The following is a 25361-nucleotide window of genomic DNA, read 5'->3' as shown; positions in this document are numbered from 1 at the left end:
CCACCATGCACGAACTCGATTTTGAACTGGACCGCGACTTCATCGAACTCAACCAGTTGTTGAAGCTGGTGGGGTTATGCGATAGCGGCGGCGCCGGCAAGGCCATCGTGGCCAGCGGCGCGGTGTCGGTGGACGGCGCGCAAGAGCTGCGCAAGACCTGCAAGATCCACGCGGGCCAGGTGGTGCAGATTGAAGACATCGTCATCCACGTGCACGCGGCAGAGTGAGCAAGGCCGCCACGCCCTACCGGCAGGCGTGGCTTATGCGGGTGTCGGCAGCGCTTCCAGCCGGCGATCCAGATCCGCGTGAGCGGGAAGTCGAATCGCGAACTGCTCCTGCAATACCTGCTTGATCTCCGCGACGCCGAGCAGCGTGCGTCGCACTGACTCGCCGCCCGTGGGATGCACGGCAAACTCGCGATTGCGCAGACCGATGCGCCGGTCCGCGAGCGTGCGCGCGGCGATCAGCCCGTGCAGGAAGTGCGAGCCCGGATAGGTCGACGTGTAGTGATTGGCCACCACGTAGTCGATATCCCGGCGTGGCTGCAGATCGAATCGGTATAGCGTTTTCCACTCGCCGCGAACCAGCGCCTGCATGCGCCAATCGCCCGCGTGATTGAGCAGGCGAAATGGCTCGTTTCCCGTGACCTGCGGTATCTCTGCCTGCAACCGCAAGGCGCCGCTGAGCGCCATGCTGCCGAAGCCCACGTCCGCCAGCCAGCTCACGCCATCCAGCTCAATACGCAACAACATGTGCGTCTGGGCTGTTTCCGCGTCTTCCGGCAGCATCCACAACACGCGCGCGATCAGACCCGAAACCTCGAACCCGATGGCCTTGAGCACGTCGAGGAACAACCGGTTCTGTTCGAAGCAGTAGCCGCCTCGCCCTTCATGCACGAGTTTCCGCTCGACCGCATCCGGCTCCAGCGACACCGGCACGCGCAGCAACGGGCCCAGGTTCTCGAAGGGAATGGCGGCGACATGCGCGGTGGCGAGGCCGCGCAGCGTGGCGATATCGGCCTGCACCGGGCCGCTATAGCCGATCCGGCGCAGATAGGCATTCAGGTCGATCGCATGGGACATGGACAAGCCTGTAAGGAAGCTGGACGCGCAACATAACATCGCGTTGTCGACCGCTTTGCACGCGAGCCGGCGCGGAGTGCGAGGATCAAGGTAACCGGGCGCGGCTTTGCGGCGAATACAGGTTTGACGGCCCACCCTGTAGGCAACGGGCCACCGTGCCGGCGACCCACGCGTGGGCCGGCGCATACCGTCTCATCTGTCGATGGAGCGTTCCGTTATGAGTATCCGCCGATTCAAGCTGCTGCCTAGCCTCACCAGTCTGTTCCTCATGGCCGGCCTGGCTGCCTGCAGCCTGCCCGCTGCGGGCAGCGATGCCGTCAGCCTCCCGGACCCCACCGTCGATGCCAGTCCGGGCCAAGGCAACCAGGTCGCCGTATTGGCGGGCGGTTGCTTCTGGGGCCTGCAGTCGGTATTCGAGCATGTGAAAGGCGTCAAGAAAGTCTGGGCCGGGTATTCGGGTGGTGCCGCCAACACCGCCGAATACGAGCGCGTCAGCGATGGCGACACCGGTCATGCCGAATCCGTGAAGATTCTCTACGACCCGGCCAAGGTGAGCTACGGCCAGTTGCTCAAGGTGTACTTCTCCGTGGCCACCGATCCCACGCAACTCAACCGCCAGGGGCCGGACGTGGGCACCCAGTACCGCTCGGTGATCTTCTACGGCAACGACGAGCAGAAGCGCGTCGCCACGGCCTATATCGCGCAGCTGGCGGCGGCCAGGTCGTTCCCCGGCCCGATCGTCACGCAAGTGGTGCCATTGCAGGCGTTCTACGTGGCCGAGTCCTATCACCAGGAGTACGCGCAGCGGCACCCGAATGATCCATATATCGTTTTCAACGATGCGCCGAAGGTGACGCACCTCAAGCAGCTGCTCCCCGCCCTGTACCAGCCCGAGCAGATGGTGGTGGACGTGCAGCTGCACTGAGCACGGCGGCCACGGGCCGCCGGGATCAGATCGATTCTGGCGGCACCAGCCGGAGATGCGGACCACCCTGGCGTAGGCCAGGGCTCAACAATTGCACGATTTCGTCCGGCTCGACCGGCTTGGAATAGAGGAAGCCCTGCCCTTCCACACACCCGGCGCGGAGCAGGAAGCGGTGTTGCTCCTCCGTCTCGATGCCTTCCGCGATCGGGCTGATGCCAAGGTTGCGGCATAGCGTGAGCATGGCTTCGACGATGGCCGCGTCACTGCTGTCGTCCGGCAAGCCAAAGACGAAGCTCTGGTCGATCTTCAGATAAGCGATGGCGCGCAGCTTCAGATAGCGCATCGACGAGTAGCCGGTGCCAAAGTCGTCGATGGCGACGCCCACGCCGAGCGCGTGCAAGGAATGCAGGGTTCGCTCCATCTCTTCACCCAGGCGCAGGATCGCGCCCTCGGTGATTTCCAGCATCAGGCGCTCCGGTGCCAGCCGGCGCGATTCGAGCAGGGAACGGATGTCATCAACGAAATTGGCCTGGCCGAACCAGTGCGCAGAGACATTGATCGCCATGCGCAACGGCGGCACGCCAGCCAGGTCCCATAGGTACATTTGCGTGCAGGCCGCCTGCAGCACCCACTGGTCGATCCGGCGGATCAGACCCAGCTTCTCCGCCATGGGGATGAATTCGCCCGGCGAAATCGCGCCGCGCTCGGGATGATGCCAGCGCAACAGCGCCTCCACCGCCACGATGCGGCCGCTGCGCATATCCACCGTGGGCTGATAGACAAGGCGGAACTCCTTCTCCGCAAGCGCCTTGCGCAACTCCGAAGCCAGTGCGATCCGTCGGAGCACATCGGCGTGCATGCGTGGCGAATAGAAGCGAAACGCGTTGCGCTCCTCGGTTTTCGCCGCATACATGGCGGCGTCGGCATTGGTGACGAGCGTCGGCACATCCATGCCATCCAGCGGATAGCAGGCAATGCCGATGCTGGCGCTCAGCGCGACCTCGTATTCGCCCACCACCACCGGCGCGGCCAGCGTGGTGAGCAGGCGCCCCGCCAAGGCGCTGGCCTGCTCGCGCGAATACAGGTCGCCGAGCAAGACAGTGAACTCGTCGCCGCCGATGCGTCCAGCCAGGCCGCGCTCGCCCAGTTCATACGCGATGCGTTCGGCTACCTTCACCAGCAGGTGATCGCCAATGGCATGGGTATAGCTGTCATTGACCGCCTTGAACGCATCCAGGTCGATGAACAGCACCGCAATCATGCCCCGGTCGCGCTCCGCCTGGGCAATCGCCTGCACGCAACGCCGCTCGAACTCGGCGCGATTGACCAAGCCGGTCAGCGGATCATGTGCCGCCATGTATTGGAGGCGCTTCTCGTTCGCCTTCGCGGCGCTGACGTTGTTGATGACCGCCACGTAGTGCTGCACGGCCCCGTCCGGATCACGGATCGCACTGATGCTCAGCAGTTCGGGATACGCCGAGCCGTCGAGGCGCCGGCTGCGCACCTCGCCCACCCAGTTGCTGTCGATGTCGATGGCCTTCCATACCGAATCGGGTAGCGGGGATCCATCGGGCAGGCTGCGCAAGTCGTCGAAACGCACGCCTTGCAGCGCCTGCGCCGTGAAACCGGTCATGCGAATGTGCGCCGCGTTCACCCGCGTCACCCGACGCGCAGCATCCGCAATGATCACCCCCTCGGCAATGCCCGCCAGCGCCTCGGACGCGATACGGCGCTGCTGCTCCAGGTTCACGCGCTCGGTGATGTCGCGCAAGATCGACTGACGTACGCTCTGCTCGCCCCATTTGGCCACGCTGCTGCGCATTTCCACCGGGCGCGTGCGCCCGTCGGGTCCGTGCAGTTCGCCGGTGACGGCGCCGTCGGCACGGTGCAGCAAGGGCACGAACAAGCTGGAGAGCTCGGCGCCGATCAGCGCATCGGTATTGAGTCCGGTCCACTCGCGCGCCGTGCGATTCGCGCCAAGCACGCGGCCACTCGCCTCGTCCACCATGACGATGGCGTCTGCTGCGCTATCGAACAGCAGGCTGTAGCGCTCTTCCGTCCCGCGAATGCGCGACAGTGCCCGTTGTGCCATGCGCAGCCATAGCAAGGAAGCCAGGCAGGCGGCGAAGAACACACCCACGAACAACACGCGCCCGAGCCAGATCGCACCTTGCGCAACCTCCAGCGAGAACCGCTTGGTCAGCGGCTCCAACTCGTCGTTGAGTGCATTGATTCGCGCCCGCTGTTGGGCAATCAGTTCGTCGTCGGGCCGCCCCTGCGCGTAGGCACGCTGCAATTCCTCGGCAATCCTTCCGAGTTGCGCGATGGGGCGGTCGGCGGCGCGCCAGGCTTCGACCGCCTCGCGCATGTGTCGTGCCCCGGTGTAATACCGGAGCATGAAGATCATCCCGGGCTCGGCCGCGGGCAGGATCTTGCCGCGGGCAAACGCCTTATGCACGTCCGCGTGATCGAACACGCCAGACGCAATCGCGTCGCGCGCCCGGCCATCGGAGATCAGCAGCTCATAGTTGTCCTTGAAGCTGGCCAGCCGAGCCGCATCGCCGGTCTCGGCGAAGCTCAGCAGATCGATGACCGTCTGCTTCTCGGCCTTGCTCCAAACACTCTCGCCGTTGAGAAAACCGGCGAGAGTGACCTGGACCTGGAGCGCGCCCCAGGTCAACAGGAGAATCAGACCAATCACGGCCACCAGCCCGTAGGCCAGTGGCCTCAAGCGCCGTGACAGAGGTCTTTGAGAGCGGATCGAATCCATGGCGTACCTTTTACACGACCACTTCGAAAACCTACATCTCGCTGATCACACTGTCGACGACGCCGTCTGAAACTTAGGCAGCGCGCTCCCCCATCTCTTCGGCCAGCTGAGGCACCATGCAACGCTCCAGTCCGTAATGGAGGCTGGTATAACTGCGCACGATGCACTCCCGCACATGCTCGACCTGCTCCGGCGCCGGCCGCGTGCCCATCAGCGTGCACACGATTTCCAACGCCTCCCACGGATGGGTATCGTCATAGGCAGCGTGCAACTGAAGCCAGCGCAACGTCGCCTTGCGACCTGTCTCCGGCAGACTCTGCGCGTAGGCTACGCTGTCGTAGACCTTTTGCGACCATTCGCCGGTCACCCCCTCGATAGCGTAATTGGTTGCGGCAATGCCCGCAGCCAAGGTATCGCGACCGCACACCTCATGGCACCAGTCGGCCGCCGTCTGGGTTCCCCTGGGTGGACGCGCACCGAGCACCTCCTCGCGCGGCACACCAGACCCGTCAGCCCAATCCAGCCAGTACTCGGCATGGTTCTGCTCGACCCGGATGTTGCGTACCAGCCAGCGGCGGGCAAGGTTGTCACCAGGGCTACGGCCGTACTGGGTCTTCAGCAGGTTCTGCGCCATGAACGAAGGAAAGCGCTCGATCAGCGACCAAGTACCGACCATGAAATTGCGCATGGTCTGGTGATCGATGCGCCCCTCGCTCATCAGGTCCCACATGGCGTGGTCACGGACGCTCCGGCGGGCGGGTTCGCAGGAGGCGATCATGTCTTGCGCCCACTGCGGGTAGCTGGCGAGTTCGGTCAGCGAGCCGGTGCGTTCAAATTGAGCTTTCATGCAGTTCTCCAATCATCAGTAGGGAAAACCGCCGACCCCTTGCCGGCGGCCCGACGCGAGTAGGCGTCGGAGGCGCATAGTGGTCATGCACCGGAGCTCTTGCGAACACCCTACTTAATGCTTAACCGCACAAATGTAACGTACGTAATTGATAATTATGCATATTTAAATATAGACAGTCGTCAATGCGAGTATCCAGCTCACGGAGACGGCGAACGGCTGGCGTCAAGAAATCGACGATCGTCAAATGAATGACGCGACTCATCCCGCTGGCTCACATGCGCCTAAGTGAAAGAGGTCGTGGCTAGCGACGTTGCCACGCGAACGCGGCAACGTCGCGGCAGGGCGTCAAATCAGAACAAGCCGAAAGCGACCATCAGCAGACCGGCTAGCGAGGTTGCCCATACCAGGGTCCGCAGATACGGAATGCCGATCAGATAAACCGGCAGATACACCACACGCGCCCAAAAGAACAGCTGCGCGCCAAGCGCGGTCGACGCATTCGTGCGCTGCGCCGCGACGACGGCTAATACAGCCGCCGCAAAGAATACAAATGTTTCCAGGAAATTCTTGCTGGCCCGGTCCGAACGGCCGGCAGCTCCCGACAGCGGCTTCGATTCGCCTTCTCGGTTACTTGCAACCCAGGCCATTCCACGCTGCGGCGAAGCGAGCGTCGCCGCGATCAGGATATAAATCACCCCAAGCAGAATCGACCACCCAAGCATCTTCAGTTCGACCGGCATGTCGCCACTCCCCCCATTGGATGTGGCGCCATCATGCGCCCCTGGATGGGCAGCGCCAAGACTCGCTTCGGCGGCGGGCTGGGCGGGGCAAGGGGAAGCAGTCGCGTACCGCGCCGTCTGGCGCGGCACGCGACAAAGCTCAGAGCATGGGCAGCTTCAAGCCCTGTTCCTTCGCACACTCGATCGCGATCTCGTACCCGGCATCGGCATGACGCATGACGCCGGTGCCCGGATCGTTCCACAGCACGCGGGCGATGCGCTTGTCGGCAGCCTCGCTACCGTCGCACACGATCACGACGCCGGAATGTTGGGAGTAACCCATGCCAACACCACCGCCGTGATGCAGCGACACCCACGTGGCGCCACCCGCCACGTTGAGCATGGCGTTGAGCAACGGCCAGTCGCTGACCGCGTCGGAGCCATCACGCATCGCTTCAGTTTCGCGATTCGGGCTGGCGACGGAACCGGAATCGAGATGGTCACGGCCAATCACCACTGGCGCCTTCAACTCACCGTTGCGCACCATCTCGTTGAACGCGAGGCCAAGCTTGTGGCGCAGGCCCAGGCCCACCCAGCAGATACGCGCCGGCAGGCCCTGAAAGCTGATGCGCTCCTTCGCCATGTCCAGCCAGCGATGCAGGTGCGGATCGTCGGGGATCAGCTCCTTGACCTTCTGGTCGGTCTTGTAGATGTCTTCCGGATCGCCCGACAGCGCCACCCAGCGGAACGGGCCCACACCGCGACAGAACAGCGGACGCACGAAGGCGGGAACAAAGCCCGGGAACGCAAACGCGTTGCTGAGCCCCTCGTCCTTTGCCATCTGTCGGATGTTGTTGCCGTAATCGAACGTCGGAATGCCTTGCTCGTGGAACGCGAGCATGGCTTCCACATGCTTGCGCATGGACTGCTTGGCCGCCTTGGCGGTGCCGGCCGGATCGCTCTTGCGGCGCTCGAACCACTGCTCCACGGTCCAATCGCTCGGCAAATAGCCATTCACCGGATCGTGCGCGCTGGTCTGATCGGTCACGGCATCCGGGCGAACGCCACGGCGCACGAGTTCGGGCAATACATCCGCCGCATTGCCGAGCAACGCAATCGACTTCGCTTCGCCGGCAGCGGTGTATTTCGCGATGCGTGCGAGCGCGTCATCCAGATCGTTCGCCTGCTCGTCGACATAACGGGTCTTCAGGCGGAAATCGATGCTCTTCTGCTGGCATTCGATGTTCAGCGAGCACGCGCCAGCCAGCGTCGCGGCAAGCGGCTGCGCGCCGCCCATGCCACCTAGACCGGCGGTAAGAATCCATTTGCCCTTGAGGCTGCCACCGTAATGCTGGCGCCCCATCTCGACGAACGTCTCGTACGTGCCCTGCACGATGCCCTGCGAACCGATATAGATCCACGAGCCGGCCGTCATCTGGCCGTACATCATCAAGCCCTTTTTATCGAGCTCGTTGAAATGCTCCCAGTTCGCCCAGGCCGGAACAAGGTTGGAATTCGCAAGCAAGACGCGCGGCGCATCGACATGCGTCGGAAACACGCCGACCGGCTTGCCGGACTGGATCAACAGCGTTTCGTCATCGCGTAATTCACGCAGTGCACGCAAAATCGCGTCGAAACTTTCCCAATTGCGCGCGGCGCGGCCAATGCCGCCGTAGACGACGAGTTCCGCCGGATTTTCTGCTACTTCGGGATCGAGATTGTTCTGCAACATGCGGAACGGTGCCTCGGTGAGCCAGCTCTTGCAGCTCAGCTCGGTGCCGCGCGGTGCACGCACGGTACGGGTGGTGTCGATGCGGGTGGGAGCGTTCATGGACGAAGGTCACGATCGGTGGGAAAGGCCGATTGTGGCGGGGCTGGCCGGCACCCGCAAACCGCACTGCGGCAAAAGCGCCTCCATGGCGGCCCCATTCGCGCGCGATCGCCCGTAACGTCCGCGCTGGCGCCCGCTGTCTCAAGGCGCTCTGCCATCTGGCTGATTGATTGGCATTTACTCCGCACCCAGGCTGGGCAAGGGGATCCAAGCGGGGCCGTCGTGAATCCGCATCGGAGAACACGTCCATGAGCGCGAAATACCTGATCGGACCTGTCATCGTCGCCACGGCCATGTTGGGCGTCAGCGCCGGCGCATAGGCTGCGGACAAGGCCCTCCCGACCGACGAGGCCTTGATCGCGAGTGCCACGCGAGCGGCGCCACCGGGCATCGCGAAAAACGCCACGATCGTGGTGTCGGATGCGAAAGGCAACATGCGTACGCTGCGCCAGGGCACGAACGGCTTCACGTGCATGCCGGACAACCCTGAAACGCCAGGGCCGGACGCGATGTGCATGGATAAAAACGCGCTGGACTGGGCAAATGCCTACATGTCGCACAAGCCGCCGCCGAGCGGCAAGGTCGGCTTCATCTACATGCTGGCGGGCGGTACCGATGCGAGCAACACCGATCCGTACGCGACAAAACCCACGGCTGGCAATCACTGGATCAAGACTGGGGCGCACGTCATGATCGTGGGCGCGGAGTTGTTCTACGACAACTACCCGAAGAGTGCGGACCCGGATGCGAGCGCGCCGTACGTCATGTGGGCCGGCACGCCGTATCAGCACCTGATGGCACCCATCAAATGACGGACCGAAAACCACACGATCATTGATGTCCGAAAACGGCGAGTTGAGTTGCCCGATCAGTGCTAGCCTGCGCGCATGTCGCCGATCCATGACCCGCAACTTCCCGATGAGCGAGCCTGTGAACAGGCTCGCCTGAGCCGCGATGCGCGCTTCGACGGCCTGTTCTTCACGGCCGTCACGAGCACGCGTATTTATTGCCGCCCGGTATGCCCTGCGCCATCGCCGAAACCGCAAAACGTGCGCTATTACGGCAGTGCGGCAGCGGCCGAAGCGGCTGGCTTTCGCCCCTGCCTGCGTTGCCGCCCGGAACTTGCGCCCGGCAATGACGCGTGGCAACGCGGGGACCATGTGATAGCGCGGACGCTGAAGCTGATGGAGAACGGCGCGCTGGATGACTTGTCGATGGAAGCGATGGCCGCACGCGTCGGCCTCGGTTCAAGGCAGTTGCGACGCCTATTCGTGGAGCGCCTTGGCGCACCGCCGATCAGTGTGCACACGACGCGTCGCCTGCTGTTCGCGAAACAGCTGCTGACGGAAACGGCGCTGCCTGTCACCGAGGTTGCGCTGGCGTCCGGCTTCCGTAGCCAACGCCGTTTCAATGCTGCGTTCCTGCAGGCAAACCGCATGCAGCCACGAGAACTTCGGCGCCACCCAGGTGCGGTGAACGGCGACGCAATCACGCTACGGCTCGGCTACCGTCCGCCCTACGACTTCGACGCGATACTCGCATTTCTGCGCGGGCGCGCGTTGCCGGGCGTGGAGCTAGTGGACGAGCACAGTTACGCACGCGTATTCGGTCCCGCCGATGCACCGGGATGGCTCCGCCTGAGCGCGTGGCCGAGCGGTGAGCATGCGCTTCAACTGCAGCTGCATTGCCCGCAGCCGGCGCAAATGCTGGGCGTCGTCACGAAACTACGCCGTATGTTCGATCTGGATGCGAACCCTGGATCGATAAGCGACACGCTGAAACAAAGTGCCGTGCTCGCGCCGTTGCTACGCAAGCGTCCCGGCCTGCGCCTGCCGGGTGGCTGGGACGGTTTCGAAATTGCCGTGCGTGCGATTCTTGGCCAGCAAGTCAGTGTGGCCGCCGCACGTACACTCGCCACGCGACTCGTGAAGCGCTACGGCATGCCGCTCGCGACGTCGCCGATGCCCGGATTGGAGCGACTATTTCCGAACCCGGAAGCATTGGCGGATGTCGATCTGCGCGAGTGCGGCCTGACTACCGCGCGTGCGGCAACGGTTCGCGGCGTGGCCCAGGCGCTGTTGGATGGCCGCATCGATTTTCGCAGCGAACAGCCACTCGATACGTTCGTCGAGCGTTGGGTGGCATTGCCGGGTATCGGCGAGTGGACGGCGCACTACATGGCGATGCGTGCACTGAGCCACCCTGACGCATTCCCCGCAGCGGACCTGATCCTTCGCCGCGCTGCCGCAGGCAATGCGCCGGAACTCAGTACGAAGGCGCTCAGCGCTCTGGCGGAAGCGTGGCGTCCATGGCGGGCTTACGCAGTGATGCATTTGTGGCGCAGCGCAAGCGATGCGGCCAGCGCCGCGCCGAAGAAGCGAGCAAGCTGATGTCATCCCACGAACCCATTTGGTACGACGAATTCCTAAGCCCGGTCGGCATCCTGCGACTCGTGGCCGACGATGACGGACTGCGCGAGATCTGGTTCGAAAGCGGCCGTCATCAGAGGGCGCCGCAAGCACACTGGCGGCGCGCGGCCGAACCATTCACGCTGGTCCGGCGACAGTTGCAGGAATATTTCGCGGGCGAACGCCAGCAGTTTGAGCTGCCCCTGCATCCGCGAGGCACATCGTTCCAGTTGAAGGTGTGGCACGAGCTGGCGCGTATCCCTTATGGCACCACGATCAGTTACGGTCAGCTGGCGCAGCGCATCTATCAGCCGCTGGCCATGCGCGCGGTCGGCGCAGCGAACGGCCGCAACCCATTACCGATCGTGCTGCCCTGCCACCGCGTTATCGGTAGTGACGGCAGCCTTACCGGCTTCGGTGGAGGCTTGCCGACGAAACGTTATCTATTGGCATTGGAGAGCGGTGTCGCCCACGGCGATTTGTTTGGCTCTGCCCTGCAAGCACGTTGACTCGACCTGCGTGCAAAACGGCTAGCGGCCCTCATCCACCGGCGGCGTCACGGCATTCTGATATTGCCCGATCAGATTGCGCTGGGTCGGCTGATAGTGATCGTCGCGTTCTTTGTCACCCTGTTCACCCCACACGCTTGCCGCCCTGTTTTCCGATCGCGTCGTTACCACCGGCGCGCGAGGGCCTTGCGGCTTGGCCGATGTCGCCGGTGGCCGATGATGGCCTGCGTTGACGGCACCCTGAGGTGACGGCGCATCCGTCTCGCCTGTGTGCGCCGGTTGTGCAGAGGCCACGGCGGCCCAAGCGAGCGAACCGAGCAGAAAAAGCGTGGTAAAACGGTAGAAAGATCGTGTAATGGTCATATGACTAGGCGATGATACGAGGGTTTGATTCCATCGTACGGACCGTCGCATGAAATTCCTGTTTCGCCTGCTGCTCTGCTCGCTGATCGCGTTCAGTGCGGGTTGCGCCAATCAACCCACACCGGCGTCTCGAGCGCCTACCGCCAGCACGACGAAACCAGCGGGCACGCCCCTGCTGCTGATTTCCATTGATGGCTATCGCGCCGACTATATCGAGCGTGGTCTCAGCCCCGCGCTGAACGAGCTTGCCAACGGCGGTGTGCGTGCCGCCGGCATGCAGCCCTCGTTTCCTTCACTGACGTTCCCGAATCACTATACGATCGTGACCGGCCTGCGACCCGATCACCACGGCATCGTCAACAACACGATGGTCGATCCTGTGCTTGGCAAGTTCTCGCTCAGTGACCGCGGTGCGGTAAGCAACGGCCGCTGGTGGGACCAGGCGACGCCGATATGGGAAACCGCAAGCGAGCATGGCCTGAAGAGCGCGATCATGTTCTGGCCTGGCTCCGAAGCGGATATTCATGGCCGGCACCCGGACTTGTGGAAACCCTACGACGGCAATGTGACGCCGGACCAGCGCGTGGATCAGGTGCTGGCTTGGCTCGACCTCCCCGCCGAGCAGCGCCCCGGTTTTCTCACGCTCTACTTCGATGCAGTCGATCACGCCGGCCACACGTTCGGCCCGGACACGCCACAAGTGGACCAGGCGCTACGTGAAACCGATGCCGCACTCGCCCGCCTGGTGCAGGGCATGAAGCAACGCGGCCTGTTCAACCGCGTGAACATGATCGTGCTGGCCGACCACGGCATGGCTTCCGTGCCGGCGCAGAACAGCATCCTGCTCGACAAGCTCATCCCGCTCACGCGTGTGGATGTCATCAGCCTGGGCGTGCTTGCAGGCCTGAATCCCACGCCAGGCCATGATTTCGCGAAGATCGAAGCGCAGTTGGAAAAGCCGCAGCGGCACATGACGTGTTGGGACAAGTCACGTGTGCCCGCGCGTCTCGCCTATGGCAGCAACCCACGCGTGCCCCAGTTGCTGTGCCTGGCCGATGTGGGCTGGCGCATCACCACCACGGACTTCATCGCGAAGAAGAAAGGCAAGCTCAGCCTGGGCGAGCATGGCTACGACAATGCGTCGCCGTTGATGCAGGCCGTGTTTGTCGCGCATGGCCCGGCCTTCCGCGAAGGCGCGACCGTCGCCGCGTTCCCGAACGTGGACGTCTATCCGCTGATGACGCACCTGCTTGGCCTGCCCGCCGTCGCAAACGACGGTGATTACCAGTCCATGAAGGACATGCTCAGGCCGGAAGCGCAGTAAGCGCTTCCCCATCCCTCGCGGCTCCGCCAGGCAGCGGAGTCGCCAGCGTTCCGGCAAGCAGCTTGCGTCGGTCTCCTTCGACCCCCTTATTGCGGCAGCGGCGGCTCGGTGCCCGGGGACGGTGGGCCGGGCAATGGCGGTAGGTAATACAGGCGCCAGGCGATCAGCAGCCCTGCCATCACCAGGGCAGCCACGAACAGCGCCACGCCATTCCAGCCATGCGACGCATAAAACAGGCCGCCACTCGCTCCTGCCAGGCTGGAGCCCATGTAGTACGAAAACAAATACATCGACGACGCCTGGGCCTTGGCGTTGCCGGCACGACGCCCCACCCAACTGCTCGCGATGGAGTGCCCGCCGAAGAAGCCAAACGTCAGCGCCACGATACCCACGACAATCAAGATGAGCGGACGCGTCATGGTCAGGCCCACGCCCAACAGCATCAGCGCGAACGCCGTCCACAACACTTTGCGCCGCCCCAGCCGCCCGGCCAGATGACCCATCCATGCCGAGCTGAACGTGCCTATGAGATAGACGCTGAAAATCGTGCCTACCACGGCCTGGCTCAGTCCGTAAGGTGCTGCCAATAAGCGATAGCCGATGTAGTTGTAGATCGTGACGAACGCGCCCAGCAGCAGAAAGCCCTCGGCAAACAGCCACGGCAAGCCGGCGTCACGAAACGCCAGCCTGAAGCGCCCAAACAAAGCACCCAGATGCAGCGGCTGCCGCACATGGTGTCGTGACGGCGGCAAACTGCGCCAGAACACCAGGCCCGCAATCAGTCCGATCGTGCCGACGGTGGCGACGCCGACGCGCCAACTGAAGAAATCGGCCATCACGCCAGCGACCAGGCGTCCGCCCATGCCACCGATGGCATTGCCGCTGATGTACAAGCCCATGCCCAGGCCAATCGACTCCGGATGCATCTCTTCGCTGAGATAGGTCATCGCCACCGCGGGCAAGCCACTCAGGGTCAGGCCGAGCAGCGTGCGCAGGATCAGCAGCATGCGCCAGTCCGGCACCAGGGCGGTCAGCAGCACCAGCACGGCCGACGACAGCAGCGATGCCGCCATCACCGACTTGCGCCCCCAGGCATCGGACACGCCGCCGGCAAACAGCATGGCAAACGCCAGCACCCCGGTGGTCAGCGACAAGGACAGCGACGCCGTGGCCGCACTCACGCCGTAGTCCTTGCTGAATTCCGGCATCAGCGGCTGGGTGCAATACAGCAGCCCGAACGTCGCCAGGCCCGCGGCGAACAAAGCCAGGTTGGTCTGCCTGAAGATCGGCGTGCCGTGGCGAATGAACGGTGCCGGCTCAAGCTCCGGCGGCGCCGGCCGATGTCCTGAGTGAGGCACCGTTTCCACTTCGCCCTGACTTGCCATGCTGCAATCGCCTTGCCCACGTCTTGAAGTGGCAAGCATAGAACTTGCCGCCGCCGTGATCGAGGGTCGCTCAAACGTCTGTTCGCACTGCATTTTCTTACGCGCCAATTTTTTCACCGGTAGCCTCCAAGCGGCCGGGGAACGTGATACATAGTGCACAACGAGGTATCAGCCGATCGATCGGATGCACTCGGGGTACCGGCAACGGGGGGCCGGACAATGGGGGGATTCATGTATCGCGGACCCATCGTAGTTTTCGTTGCATGCCTGTTCGCCGCGCTCTATGTGCTGGTGGCGCATGCGGCACCTGCGGCGCAGCCCGGAAGCACACTGCAGATATTGGCGCTGCCAGCGACAACGCGCGTCGTCGAGCCCGCGCAAGTCGTGCATGGCGCGATGGATGCGTATTTCGTGCCGACCCGCTCGGCGTATACCCCCAATGCCGTCGAAACCGAACGTTGGTATCGCCTGGACACGAACGCGGACTGGAAGGGCGACACGTCGCCGGTGCTGAGTTTCACCGGTGCGACGTACATACGTATTACGGTTTACGCACCCCCCGACTACCAGCCGCGTGAACTTTGGTTTGCGCAAACCGAGGTTAACTCCCGCTTCTCGCGCCATCGCCTGGCGCTGGAGCTGCCGCATGATCTGCATGCAGGACAACCGATCTACGTGCAGATCGCTGCCGACAGCTTCACGCGGCAGATCAAACCCGCATTGACGGACCTGGCCGGCTACCAGTCCGAGGATCTCAATCACGTCCGCCTGACCACCATGTTTGCCAGCGTGCAGGTCACCATGATCCTGGCGGCGCTGTGCCTGTGGATGGTGCTGCGCGACCGCGTGCTGGTGTATTTCATCGGCTATACCACGTTCCAGCTGATGTTCCAGATGCTCAGCAGCGGCGAGATCTACGAGCTGCCTGGCGGCAAGTTGCTGGTGCCACTGGGTACCCATGCACCCTGGCTGTTCGCGGCCCTGAGCACGCCGCTGCTGGTCTCGTTCATCCTGGAATTCTGCGAACTGCGGCAGATCACCCCCACGGCCGCGAAGATCCTGGGCTGGATGCGCTGGCCGTTCCTGCTCGCCGCACTGCTGCTATGCCTGCCGTTTGCCGTACGCACGCACCTGCTGGCCAGCAGCTTCAACGTGTGGTTCATGCTCACCGAGCTCTGGACCTTGAGCACGGTCGTGCTGGCAGTGTCGCGTCACGGCCGTCAGGCCCGCTTCTTCCTGATCGCCTGGATGCCCCAGGTGATGTTTACCTTGCTGCGCCTGAGCCAGATCCTGCTGAACCTCGATCAGCCGCGCTGGCTCGAATACGGCTACCCGTTCACCATGGCGTTCGCCAGCATCGTCGTCACCATTGGTTTGGCGGATGCCTCGCTGCGCGCGCGGCGCGAGCGCGACATGGCGCATCACCTCGCCGACCATGATGCGCTCACCGGCGTGCTCAATCGCCGTGCCCTGGTCCGCCGCCTCAACGCCGCCATCAACGAGGCGCGCTTGCAGAAGGAACCGTTTGCGCTGTTGTTCCTGGACATGGACCACTTCAAATCCATCAACGACCGTTTCGGGCATCCGGTGGGCGATGCCTGCCTGCGCGCCGTGGTCGTGGCGATCGCAGAAGAGCTCCGTCCGGTCGACTGGCTGGGTCGCTACGGCGGCGAGGAATTCATCGTCGGCCTGCCCGGTGCCAGCCGCGACAACGCCATGGCCATCGGCGAGCGCATCCGCAAGAGTATCGAGACATTGCACGTCCATTCCCGCGGCAGCACGCTGCAGACGACGGTGAGCCTCGGTGCGGCCAGTCTCGACGGCCCCACTGATACCGCCGACGAACTGCTTGCACGCGCCGATGCGGCGCTGTATCGCGCCAAGAGCGACGGTCGCAATCGCATCGTTGCGCACTCACCGCTCGCCGCCACGGGCACCTGAGCCGCGCGGTCTTGCTGGCTCAGTCAAGGCTGGCCGGTGCCATAGGCCCACGTCAGGAAGACCGGCAACATGCGCTTCCAGGTGGCCTGGTTGTGTTCGCCATCGGGGAGCAGATAAAAAGCGACGGCCGCACCACGCGATGGGTGGCTGGCGTAGTCCATGTCAACCGCGTAGCCAAGATCGCGCAGCCCGCGCAGGTGCGAGCCGTCGGGCGCACGATAGCCGCCAATTAGATCCTGTACGTCCTCGACCGCATCGATGATGCCGTTGCCATTGCGGTCATTGGTTTCCTCGCGCGCGCCCACCGAGAACCAGAACCGCAAGTCTCGATGCGGCGTCGAGCCGTTCACCATGGCTTGCGCCAGACGCGATGATTCGACCGCCTGCGCGCTGCTGCGGTCGCCCGCCAGCCAGAACGATGGCGAGAACGCTCCGACACGCCCGAACACGTCGGGATACTGCCAGCCCAGGTTGAACGCATTGAGGCCACCCAGCGACCAGCCCAGCGCGGTTCGACCGCGTACCGATCGCTGCGTGCGGTAATGCGCATCGACATAGGGCACCAACTGTGTCGCGACCCAATCGGAGTACTCGTAGGCGCGACGACCGATCGGCCCGATACGCGAATCACCGACCAGGCTTCGCTTCTCCCCGCGATCGGACAGGCCGTAACCGGACGCACGGTCGGCAAGCATGTCGATCGCGATCACGATGACGGGCTGCATCGCATGCTCGGCATACAGCTTGTCCAGCGTCTCCTGCAAACCGACCGCGGCCATGTCCTGGCCGTCGTTCGCATACAGCACTGGGTAGTGGATGCTTGCCGACGACGTCGCCTCATAGCCCGGCGGCAGATAGACGGACACCTTGATCGTTTCTGGCGCGAACGCGGGCGCATCCAACACGAGTCGGGTGACAGGTGGCGCCGACTTCGCGGATGCCGGTGCCGCGTCGGCACCATCAGCGCTCGCAGCCGTGGCCCAGAACAGCACCAGCGCAACCACCCAGCTGAGCGAACGCGCGCACCCCATCCGTTTTATCCCGATGCGCATCATTCGATGACCAGCAGCCAGCCCTTGCCGGGCTCGACGGGAATCGCATCACCCGGCTTGAACGTCGCCTGCGGCTGGAAGCCGTCGACGGCTGGGGCCACCAGGTTGACCTTGCTGGCCGAAAGACCCAGCGCACGCCAGTCGATGTTGAGCTTCACTTCGGTTTTTTCAGGCGCCCACGAAGCCAGGGCGATCAGCGTCTTCTCGCCCTTGCGCACATAACTGGTCGCCAGCACGTCGTCGCGATTCGTTTTCACCGGCGTGTCGTGCACCCACCAGCCGATCATGTCCGCCTGCGTGATACCCACGTCGTCCCACAGCTTCCACAGCCCGCGGGGATCACTGCCTGGCGACCAGCCCAGCCGATTGGTCATGCCGAACAGCATGCCGCGCCACGGGTTGCCGTCATTCTGCAGCATCTCGCCCATCAGGCCATACGGAATGCCCGAGATCTCGGTGAGCCAATACGCGGGCGAGGTCTTCTCGTAGTCGAACTCCTCGCCGAACCACAGCCGGTCGATGTACGGAAACAGCTCCATGTAGAGCAGCGCGCTGTTGATATAGCCGTCGCGCGGGTTGTACTGGCTCGCCGAATGCAGGTCGATCAGCGGATGGGGGCGGTGTGCTTCCAACACTTTGCGCACGCGCTTCATGGTGGTGCGGTCATAGGCGACATCGTCGAGGTACAAGCCATCGATGCCCACATTGCGGGCAAGCCAGTCCAGCCCCTCAATGTAGTAGTTGTGCCAACGGCTCTGCCCCGCATTGATCACCGCCGCATCGCGATTCTCCGGCACGTGCCACGCCGCGATGTAGTCGCCGTCCAGATGCTCCTGCAGCCAGGAGAAGCCGCCGCCCTTGCCCGCGCTGATCACTTCATGGCCCAGGCTTTCCAGCATGGGAACTTCGGGCGCGCGGTCGGAAAGCTCGCGCACGGTGTCGTAGATCTTCACGCGCATGCCGCGCTGGTGAGCCGCATCGACATATGCGCGCATTGCCGAGGCTTCGAGGAACGGGTAGTTGATCCAGGGATTGATCGGCGTGGCGTGATGGATGTTCACCACGTTGGCACCATCGCCCTTGATCGCATCGAGATCGCCGTACTTGTGGAAGAATCGTTCAGAGAAATGCTCGGCCGGGTTGATCGTCTTGAACGGTGTCACGCGCAGGACGATGTCGTAGCGCAAGGTCTCGCCCGCCTGCATCGTGCGCGGACCACTGAACGCCTCGGCCAGGTACGCCTTAGGCTGGCTGCGCAAGCGGATGCCGCCTTGTCCGTGGTTGTCCCACGACACCGGCATGCGCAACGGCTGCTGGTGGTAGAAATTGGTATTGAGCGGGCGCAGGTAGTGTTCGTCGCGCAGATGGAAGGCCAGGCCGGCATTCACCGTGCCAATCCATGCGCCATCCTGGTTGTTCTGTACGTTCCATTGCCAGTCGAACTCGGCAGGCGCGCGATCGCCCTGGCGGCCAAGGCCTAGCTGATACTTGGCCACGTCGCGATTCAGCGGCATCTCCAGCCGGATATCACGCAGCGTGGTGGCCTGTTTCGCGGTCAGGGCAATCGCATAGATCAGCGTGCCATCCGCCTCAAGGCTGGCCTTCACTTCACCCTGCAGCGGCCCCGCACTCCCCGCTACCTGCCAGTGCACCTTGCCGGGGCCATCACGCTGCACCGTGGGTACCCCGGATGCGTCCAGCGCATACTCGCCCGTACCGTCCTGCACCACCAGGCGCATGGGAGCTGCCAGCAGCGCCGTCGGTTGTTTCGCAAAGCCGGTCATGCGCTCGTCGAAGGCGCTGGTGATCTGCGCCGGCAAGCCACTGGCCGCCAGTTTCACCTCGCGCCCGAGCATGCCCAGCGTCGACCCTTTCACGCTGATTGCAGTGAACGGCTTTACCAGCGCATCGTCCTGGGCCAAGGTGGAATTGAGCCAGCGCAGGCGGGTGAGTTTGAATGGGTCGTCATCGCCATGCGCGACCGCCTGGCCCTCGCCCACCGTGATCAGCAGCGGCACTTTTTGCGCCGCCATGCCATCGGCCGCGATGGTGACTTCGCCACGGTATACGCCCGGCTTGGCGGAAACCGGCACATCGAGCCCCATCCACAAGGGCTGCACTCGGCCCCGTGGGACGTCGACGTGCAACGAGAATGGCTTGCCGGTGACATCCACACCGCCGAGGTTGAAACTGGTGAATGCACTGGCGGGGATGCGCGCACCTTCCGCGCCGACCAGGTCACTGAACTCGACGCGCAGGTTGTCGACGTTGTCGCGCGCAGCCCATGCGCCGATCTGAAAGCTCAGGTATTCGCCGCGCAGCGCCTTCTCGCTCAACGCGCCGCCCGGTCCGCGCTGCGCCCAGCTTTCTGGAATGGCGTCGAACATGCGCACCGGGTTGGCCCGCGTTTCCGGGAACAACAGCAAAGACTCGGACGGATGCGCTGTCAGTAGCGCCTGCCGTTCCTCCGGCGTGGCCGCTCGCTCCATCCCGGTGTAGGCATCGAAATCGTCCACGGCTTCGTAACGCAGCACGCGTGCTTGCGGCAGCTTGCCCCAGGCCTGTGCGCCGCTACCGACGTTGTGTGACCAGGCAGCCTCGGCGCCATCCTTCGGCGTCGCATAGGTCACCGTGGGATAGTTGCTGCGACCTTGGCTGATGTAGGGCTGGTAATAGATCGCGTACACACCGGCCTGCGCCGCCTGAAACACCAGCTCGCCGCTGGCTCGGTCGATGTTTCCACGCAGCACATTGCTTACCGGCTGGCCGCTCGGAGCGGTGACGATGACGGCCACCTGTTCGGGGTGTGCGTCGCGGCGACGCCAGGGGATCACCACATGCACCGCTGCAGCCGGCGCATCCACTTGCACCAGATACCGATGATTGCCCAGCGTCGATGCGTCCCAACGCAACGATGGCGGCATCACAGGCGCTGCCGCGTTTACCCAGGACGTTGCACCCAGCAACACGCCCGCCATGATCCATGCACCACGCCGATAACCCATTACCGCCCCAGATTGCGAAAAGAAGCCGGCAACGTCCTCTAGCACAGAATGCACGCACAGCCACCGGAACAGAGGGTGTAACCCGAGCCTGCCGGCCGAGGCAAGGTCCAAAGGTCCGGGTCAGGCGCCGCGATCGGTGCGTAGCGTGCGCACGACCTCATCGTGCCCCGCCGCCGAGCGCCCGCTGACCCAGCCAAACAAGCCGATGCCGACGATGATCATCAGTGCACCGGCTGCAGAGAAACCGTGCGGCCACGCCTCGCCAAGAAAGCTTGCACCCATCACCGTGGCGAACAGCAACTCCGCCGCTTGCATCGCTTCCACCGCAGCCAGCGAGGTCGGCTCGCTGCGTACCATGTCGGTGGCGCGGAAAAACAAGACCGTAGCGATCACGCCGGAAGAAAGCGCCACGCCGCCCGCCAGCCATACTTCACGCAAGCTGGGCGGCCCGATCGTCAACCACGCCACCAACGCCAGCAGCCACCACAGCGGCCAGCTGCACAAGGTCATGCCGAATACGCGCTGCGTCGCACCCAGGCGTGTGCGACTCTGCTCCAGGTGCAATAGCAACATCCGATTGCCCAGCGGATAGGCGAAAGCGGAGAACACCACGGCGCCCATGGCGATCCAGTCACCGGTTCGCAAATGTCCCTGTGCGTGCCCCCATTGAAGCGCAAACACGCCGCTGACGATCAGCACGCCAATGGCAACACTGCGCCAGGGCAGCCGCCGCCTTTCATCGCGATAAATAAAAGGCGACAACAACGGCCCCGCCAGCACCGTGGTCTGGAAACTGCCCGCGATCAACCATGAAGGTCCGCTATGGGCCGCCCAGGTGAGCGGCAGGCCGAACAACACAAAGCCGACGGCACTCCACAACAACCAGGTGCACGGATACCGCCGCAGCTCGGTGGGCAATTCCCCCAGGCCGCCCTGCCAAGGCAGGATCAAGGCCAGCAAGGGCAAGGTGATGAGATAACGCAGGATCACCGCCCACGCCCAATGGCCACCGCCCGCTACCAGACTGCGGTTGAGCACATAGGTCATGGTGAAGAACAGCGCCGCGCACAGCGCCAGGCCCACCGCGGAGAGAGCATTCGAACGCATTGATCTCACTCTGCCAAAGAGTCGAGTTTGGCAAATACCGGACGACTTTCGTAGCGATAACGCGATCGACCAGGTCAATAGCCTCGGCCTACGCCTGCCCTGACTGTCTGGTCAACGGCAGACGCAGATGCACGACCAGCCCACCGCCCTCGGCGTTGTCGGCGTGAATGTCACCGCCATGCGCGCGCACCACGCGTTGAACGATGGCCAAGCCCAGGCCATGGCCATCTACGCGAACGGCATTGCTGCCGCGAAACAATGGACGAAATAGCGACTCGAGCTCGCCTGCCGGTACGCCTGGGCCATGGTCGCGAATGGAGAGCTCCACCTCGTCCTTGCCGGTTTGCACGGAAAACTCCACCCCGCCACCCACCGGGCTGAACTTGATGGCATTGGCGATCACGTTGTCCAGCGCGCGCTCCAGCAGCAGTTCGCTGCCGGAGACGACCACGGCATCGGCCGCTTGCAAGGTCAGGGTGATATGGCGAGCCTGCGCCTCCAACTCGGCGCGTCGGATGCATTCACTCAGCAAATCCACCAGGTCGACCGGTTCGCGATTGACGCCGGGAATGCCTCCCTCGAGGCGGGAGAGCGCAAGCATTTCCCCGGTCATGCTGTCCAGCCGGCTGATCTCCTCTTCAGCCTGCTGGAAATAGCGCGCCGCTTCATTGGCATCCGTACTGCGGCGGGCCAGGTCGAGGATCAGGTGCAGGCGCGCCAGAGGTGAGCGCAGTTCGTGCGACAAGTCCTGCAACACGCTTCGGTCATGCGCCACGAGGGCTTCGATGCGTTCGGCCATGGCGTCGAAATCACGCGCCAGTTGCGCAAGTTCATCATGCGCATGACCCTGGTCGCGCCCCACGCGTGCCGACAGTTCACCGGATGCCATGCGCCGCGTCGCCTGTCGGATCGCCTCCACCGGACGCGCCACATTGCGCGCCACCCACCAACCCACCATGCAAATGAACAGCAGAGACAGCACGCCCTGGATGGCAAGGAAAATGGTCTGGCGCGTCTGCGGGCGCAGCCTTGAATGCACACGACTCAACGCTACCAATTGACGCGTCTGACCGTCTGCACCATGCACCTGCTGCACGGCGACATAAAGATTCGGCCAGGGTTGCAGGACGATATCCCGCTTTTCATCAAGCCAGGTCGGTAACGACCCCTGTATCGATGACGGCAGGCGCATCGGCACCAATGCCTTGCCCTGCTCAAACAAGGTGGCATCGATGCCTTCGCGGCGCTGCTGCGCCGACCAATCGGCGAGCGCAGCGGAACCGCCGCCCGCATAAGCCTGGTCGGCACTCTGCCCCAGGGCGGCCCAGTTGATTTCCACCGCCGTGCTGTAGGCGATGAACCGCGTGGTGAGGAATCCACCAATCCCCAACGCCAGCAGATTGGCGGCGCAAAAACTTATCAGCAGACGCCAGTACAGCGAACTCTTGAACGGACTCACGCGCCCCCCGCGATCAGGCTGTAGCCAGCGCCACGCACCGATTCGATGCGCGGTGACTGGGCAGAAGCTTCGGTAAGTTTGTGGCGCAATCGGCTCACATGCACATCGATGCTGCGATCGAAACGTTCCAGTTCGCGCCCCAGCGCCATGCGCGTCAGCGTGGCCTTGTCCACCAGTTCACCCGCTCGTTGCGCGAGCGCCAGCAGCAGCATGAATTCGGCGCCGGTTAGCGACAGCTCCTGCTCTCCCACATATGCGCGACGCTCACTCGGCTCCAATCTCAGCGCACCGATCTGCAGCGTGCCTGCCGCCGCGGGCGTATTGCGGCGTAGCTGCGCACGCACGCGAGCCAGCAACTCGCGCGGCAGGCAGGGCTTGGTCAGGTAATCGTCCGCACCCAGTTCCAGGCCGATCACACGATCCACCGGTTCGCCTCGTGCGGACAGCATGATGACCGGCAAGCGGTGTTTCAGGCGCAGCTCGCGCAGCGTTTCCAAGCCGTCGCGGCCGGGCATCATCACATCGAGTATCAGCAGATCGGGCCGCGTGGATTGGTTGTGCAACTGCGCCAGTCCGGCCTCGCTGTCATGGGCGACGTCCACGACAAAGCCTTCGCGCTGCAGGTACTCGGCCAGCAGGCTGCAAAGGGCGCGATCGTCGTCAACAATGAGGATTCTGGACATGGCGTTAGGTAGCTCCGGCGCCATTCAAACCGCGCCATTGCACTAACTCTACCGGCTTTACCCTTCTTTACCTTTCGGCAAAGAACATACACATAGCGTTGTCGTCAAATGGACACCAGCAAGTCCACCCCAACGACCAAGGAATTCCCCATGCGCAAGAACGTTACTGTCGCCCTGGTGCTGGCATCGGCCATGGCCCTCGCCCCGTTCGCCATTGCTGCCGCTCAGGATGGCGGTTTTCATGGTGGTCACGGCCATCATGGCGGCTTCGAGGCTTACAGCAAGCTCAACCTGAGCGACGCCCAGAAGGCCAGCATCAAGCAGGTCATGCAGACGGCATTCGCCCAGAACAAACCGCAGCGCCAGGCCTTGCAGCAGCAGCGTCAGGCCTTTGAGGCGATGGCGCCGAACGCCACCGGCTATCAGGCCGCCGCCGCCAGCCTCGCCCAGGCCGAAGGCGCTGCCATGCAGGCTCGCGTGCAGCAGCGTGCTGCCGTCCGTGCGCAGATCTATTCGATCCTGACGCCGGCACAGCAGAGCCAGCTCGCCTCGATCAAGGCGCAGAACCAGGCTCGCCGCCAGCAGTGGCAGCAGTTCAAGGCCCAGCACCCGGTGAGCGGCTCCAGCTCAGCCCAGTAAAGAGTGATTCGGACGACGTCATAACAAGATCACGGCGCTCCTCACGCCGGCAACACCAACGGCGCCAGTCTGCATGCTGGCGCCGTTTTCTTTGGCTCAGTCCGCCTTGAAGCTGCCTTGTGGCTGAGCAGGCACGTACACCGGCGGCGCATAACCCGCCGGCTTGCTGCCCACGGCAACGCCGCCATGAAGACGTGACTGCTGCACATCGCCGAAGAACCAATAGGGGAAGGTCGGCTCCAGTGCACTGGCGGCATCCAGACGGGCGCGCAACTCGATTGGAATCTCGAACGACAAGGCCGCGAGGTTGTCGTCCAGCTGCGCCAGCTTGGTAGCGCCTACGATGACTGACGCCACGCCCGGCTGTGTCGCCACCCAGTTGAGCGCCACCTGGGCCATCGGCCTGTCCATGGCCGCAGCCACCTCCTCCAATGCGGCAACGATGCGCCAGTTGCGCTCGGTAAAGCGATCGAAACCCGGCGCTCCTGAAATCTTGGCCAGGCGTCCCTCGCCACGGCCGCCGGCCTCGCTGACCTTGTACTTGCCTGACAGCAGACCCATGCCCAAGGGACTCCAGGCCGTGATGCCGATGCCCAACTCGGCGGCCATCGGCACGAACTCGTGTTCGATATGCCGCTCGATCAGCGAGTACTCCAGCTGCAGGTTCACCAGCGGCGTCAGCGCATGCGCCTCGACGAAGGTCTGCGCCCGCGCGGCATACCAGGCCGGTACATCCGAAAGACCGGCGTAGCGGATCTTGCCGGCACGCACGAGGTCGTCGAGCGTGCGCACCACTTCCTCGGCCGGAGTCAGTTGATCCCAGGTATGCAACAGGTAGAGATCGATGTAATCGGTGCGCAGGCGACGCAGGGAGTCGTCCACCGCGCGCAGGATGTGCTTGCGACCGTTGCCGCCCGCATTCGGGTTGCCCGGCTGTCCGTTGTAGCTGAACTTGGTGCTGAGCACGACGCGATCGCGCGTCCCCGTCTCGGCCATGAAGCGTCCCAGCAGTTCCTCGCTGGCACCGTCGGTGTAGAGATCGGCGGTATCTATAAAGTTGCCGCCCGCCCCTAGGTAGCGGTCGAACATGGCGCGGGCGGTGTCTTCAGCCGCTCCCCAGCCCCAGTTGTCACCGAAGGTCATGGTGCCAAGGGCGAGGCGGCTGACGCGCAAGCCGGAGCGGCCCAGGGTGTAGTACGTGTCGAGCGACATGGCGAACTCCCGTTGGATGGATCGAATGGGAGCAGTCTGCGCCTTGCCATTGCGGGGAAAAATCGGCATTTTGTAGATGCTTTATTAAGCATGGCTA

General features: G+C 63.7%; 21 protein-coding genes. 8 read left to right on the top strand and 13 right to left on the bottom strand.

What is annotated here, in order from left to right; all coding sequences use genetic code 11:
- The first annotated feature begins 5 nt into the window (after positions 1-5).
- On the top strand, positions 6-227 hold the full coding sequence (locus OUZ30_RS07360) for an RNA-binding S4 domain-containing protein (RefSeq protein ID WP_266181585.1): 222 nt from the start codon (positions 6-8) through the stop codon (positions 225-227).
- Positions 228-260: 33 nt separating this feature from the next.
- Here the strand turns inward: OUZ30_RS07360 and OUZ30_RS07355 are convergent, their stop codons facing one another.
- Complete coding sequence (locus OUZ30_RS07355; RefSeq protein ID WP_266181583.1) at positions 261-1082, bottom strand: arylamine N-acetyltransferase family protein; 822 nt, start codon at positions 1080-1082, stop codon at positions 261-263.
- A 217-nt stretch (positions 1083-1299) separates the two neighbouring features.
- Here OUZ30_RS07355 and msrA point away from each other — a divergent pair, with 217 nt between their 5' ends.
- Positions 1300-2007, top strand: coding sequence for a peptide-methionine (S)-S-oxide reductase MsrA (gene msrA / locus OUZ30_RS07350; RefSeq protein ID WP_266181582.1), 708 nt, complete (start codon positions 1300-1302; stop codon positions 2005-2007).
- A 25-nt stretch (positions 2008-2032) separates the two neighbouring features.
- Here msrA and OUZ30_RS07345 read toward each other — a convergent pair whose 3' ends face one another.
- From OUZ30_RS07345 to hutU, 4 genes are all read right to left on the bottom strand, one after another.
- Positions 2033-4708: a putative bifunctional diguanylate cyclase/phosphodiesterase gene (locus tag OUZ30_RS07345; protein WP_425601482.1), complete on the bottom strand. Its 2676-nt coding sequence runs from the start codon at positions 4706-4708 to the stop codon at positions 2033-2035.
- A 142-nt stretch (positions 4709-4850) separates the two neighbouring features.
- Complete coding sequence (locus tag OUZ30_RS07340) at positions 4851-5624, bottom strand: iron-containing redox enzyme family protein (RefSeq protein ID WP_266181580.1); 774 nt, start codon at positions 5622-5624, stop codon at positions 4851-4853.
- Between the two features lie 353 nt (positions 5625-5977).
- The gene (locus OUZ30_RS07335; protein WP_266181579.1) at positions 5978-6367 is read right to left on the bottom strand and encodes an MAPEG family protein; all 390 of its coding nucleotides are present in this window, start codon (positions 6365-6367) and stop codon (positions 5978-5980) included.
- A 139-nt stretch (positions 6368-6506) separates the two neighbouring features.
- A complete protein-coding gene (hutU, locus tag OUZ30_RS07330; RefSeq protein WP_266181578.1) occupies positions 6507-8177 on the bottom strand; it encodes a urocanate hydratase in 1671 nt (556 codons plus the stop codon).
- A gap of 434 nt (positions 8178-8611) precedes the next feature.
- Between hutU and OUZ30_RS07325 the strand changes: the two genes are divergently transcribed.
- The 3 genes from OUZ30_RS07325 to OUZ30_RS07315 all read left to right on the top strand — a co-directional run bounded on the left by OUZ30_RS07325 (position 8612) and on the right by OUZ30_RS07315 (position 11094).
- Complete coding sequence (locus OUZ30_RS07325) at positions 8612-8989, top strand: hypothetical protein (RefSeq protein ID WP_266181577.1); 378 nt, start codon at positions 8612-8614, stop codon at positions 8987-8989.
- Positions 8990-9064: 75 nt separating this feature from the next.
- Positions 9065-10567 carry a DNA-3-methyladenine glycosylase 2 family protein gene (locus tag OUZ30_RS07320; protein ID WP_266181576.1) on the top strand — a complete coding sequence of 501 codons (1503 nt, stop codon included), beginning with the start codon at positions 9065-9067 and terminating at the stop codon, positions 10565-10567.
- Positions 10567-11094, top strand: a complete 528-nt coding sequence (locus OUZ30_RS07315; protein WP_425601481.1) for a methylated-DNA--[protein]-cysteine S-methyltransferase — start codon at positions 10567-10569, stop codon at positions 11092-11094. Before OUZ30_RS07320 ends, OUZ30_RS07315 begins: the two co-directional genes overlap by 1 nt.
- 21 nt (positions 11095-11115) lie before the next feature.
- On the opposite strand, the gene OUZ30_RS07310 is transcribed toward OUZ30_RS07315, so the two are convergent.
- The gene (locus OUZ30_RS07310) at positions 11116-11457 is read right to left on the bottom strand and encodes a hypothetical protein (protein ID WP_266181575.1); all 342 of its coding nucleotides are present in this window, start codon (positions 11455-11457) and stop codon (positions 11116-11118) included.
- A 49-nt stretch (positions 11458-11506) separates the two neighbouring features.
- Here OUZ30_RS07310 and OUZ30_RS07305 point away from each other — a divergent pair, with 49 nt between their 5' ends.
- A complete protein-coding gene (locus OUZ30_RS07305; protein ID WP_266181574.1) occupies positions 11507-12781 on the top strand; it encodes an alkaline phosphatase family protein in 1275 nt (424 codons plus the stop codon).
- A gap of 86 nt (positions 12782-12867) precedes the next feature.
- Here OUZ30_RS07305 and OUZ30_RS07300 read toward each other — a convergent pair whose 3' ends face one another.
- Positions 12868-14166: an MFS transporter gene (locus OUZ30_RS07300; protein ID WP_266181573.1), complete on the bottom strand. Its 1299-nt coding sequence runs from the start codon at positions 14164-14166 to the stop codon at positions 12868-12870.
- 231 nt (positions 14167-14397) lie between these two features.
- Here OUZ30_RS07300 and OUZ30_RS07295 point away from each other — a divergent pair, with 231 nt between their 5' ends.
- The gene (locus tag OUZ30_RS07295) at positions 14398-16107 is read left to right on the top strand and encodes a sensor domain-containing diguanylate cyclase (protein WP_266181572.1); all 1710 of its coding nucleotides are present in this window, start codon (positions 14398-14400) and stop codon (positions 16105-16107) included.
- A gap of 23 nt (positions 16108-16130) precedes the next feature.
- Here OUZ30_RS07295 and OUZ30_RS07290 read toward each other — a convergent pair whose 3' ends face one another.
- The 5 genes from OUZ30_RS07290 to OUZ30_RS07270 form a co-directional block, all read right to left on the bottom strand.
- The gene (locus OUZ30_RS07290) at positions 16131-17138 is read right to left on the bottom strand and encodes an alpha/beta hydrolase (RefSeq protein WP_266181571.1); all 1008 of its coding nucleotides are present in this window, start codon (positions 17136-17138) and stop codon (positions 16131-16133) included.
- Positions 17139-17158: 20 nt separating this feature from the next.
- Positions 17159-20218: a glycoside hydrolase domain-containing protein gene (locus OUZ30_RS07285; RefSeq protein WP_266181570.1), complete on the bottom strand. Its 3060-nt coding sequence runs from the start codon at positions 20216-20218 to the stop codon at positions 17159-17161.
- Positions 20219-20284: 66 nt separating this feature from the next.
- Positions 20285-21271: a multidrug resistance efflux transporter family protein gene (locus OUZ30_RS07280; RefSeq protein ID WP_266181569.1), complete on the bottom strand. Its 987-nt coding sequence runs from the start codon at positions 21269-21271 to the stop codon at positions 20285-20287.
- An 88-nt stretch (positions 21272-21359) separates the two neighbouring features.
- Positions 21360-22730 carry a HAMP domain-containing sensor histidine kinase gene (locus OUZ30_RS07275; RefSeq protein WP_266181567.1) on the bottom strand — a complete coding sequence of 457 codons (1371 nt, stop codon included), beginning with the start codon at positions 22728-22730 and terminating at the stop codon, positions 21360-21362.
- A complete protein-coding gene (locus OUZ30_RS07270; RefSeq protein ID WP_266181566.1) occupies positions 22727-23413 on the bottom strand; it encodes a response regulator transcription factor in 687 nt (228 codons plus the stop codon). Before OUZ30_RS07270 ends, OUZ30_RS07275 begins: the two co-directional genes overlap by 4 nt.
- A gap of 150 nt (positions 23414-23563) precedes the next feature.
- On the opposite strand from OUZ30_RS07270, the gene OUZ30_RS07265 reads away from it, so the two are divergent.
- Positions 23564-24052 (top strand): Spy/CpxP family protein refolding chaperone, encoded by a 489-nt coding sequence (locus tag OUZ30_RS07265; RefSeq protein ID WP_266181565.1) that lies wholly within the window; start codon positions 23564-23566, stop codon positions 24050-24052.
- Positions 24053-24148: 96 nt separating this feature from the next.
- On the opposite strand, the gene OUZ30_RS07260 is transcribed toward OUZ30_RS07265, so the two are convergent.
- Positions 24149-25264 (bottom strand): aldo/keto reductase, encoded by a 1116-nt coding sequence (locus OUZ30_RS07260; protein WP_266181564.1) that lies wholly within the window; start codon positions 25262-25264, stop codon positions 24149-24151.
- Positions 25265-25361: the final 97 nt, after the last annotated feature.

Source organism: Dyella humicola (genome assembly GCF_026283945.1).
GTDB classification, from domain to species: Bacteria; Pseudomonadota; Gammaproteobacteria; order Xanthomonadales; family Rhodanobacteraceae; genus Dyella; species Dyella humicola.
The sequence above is the reverse complement of the archived record's forward strand: the minus strand, read 5'-3'. Positions and strand labels throughout refer to the sequence as shown.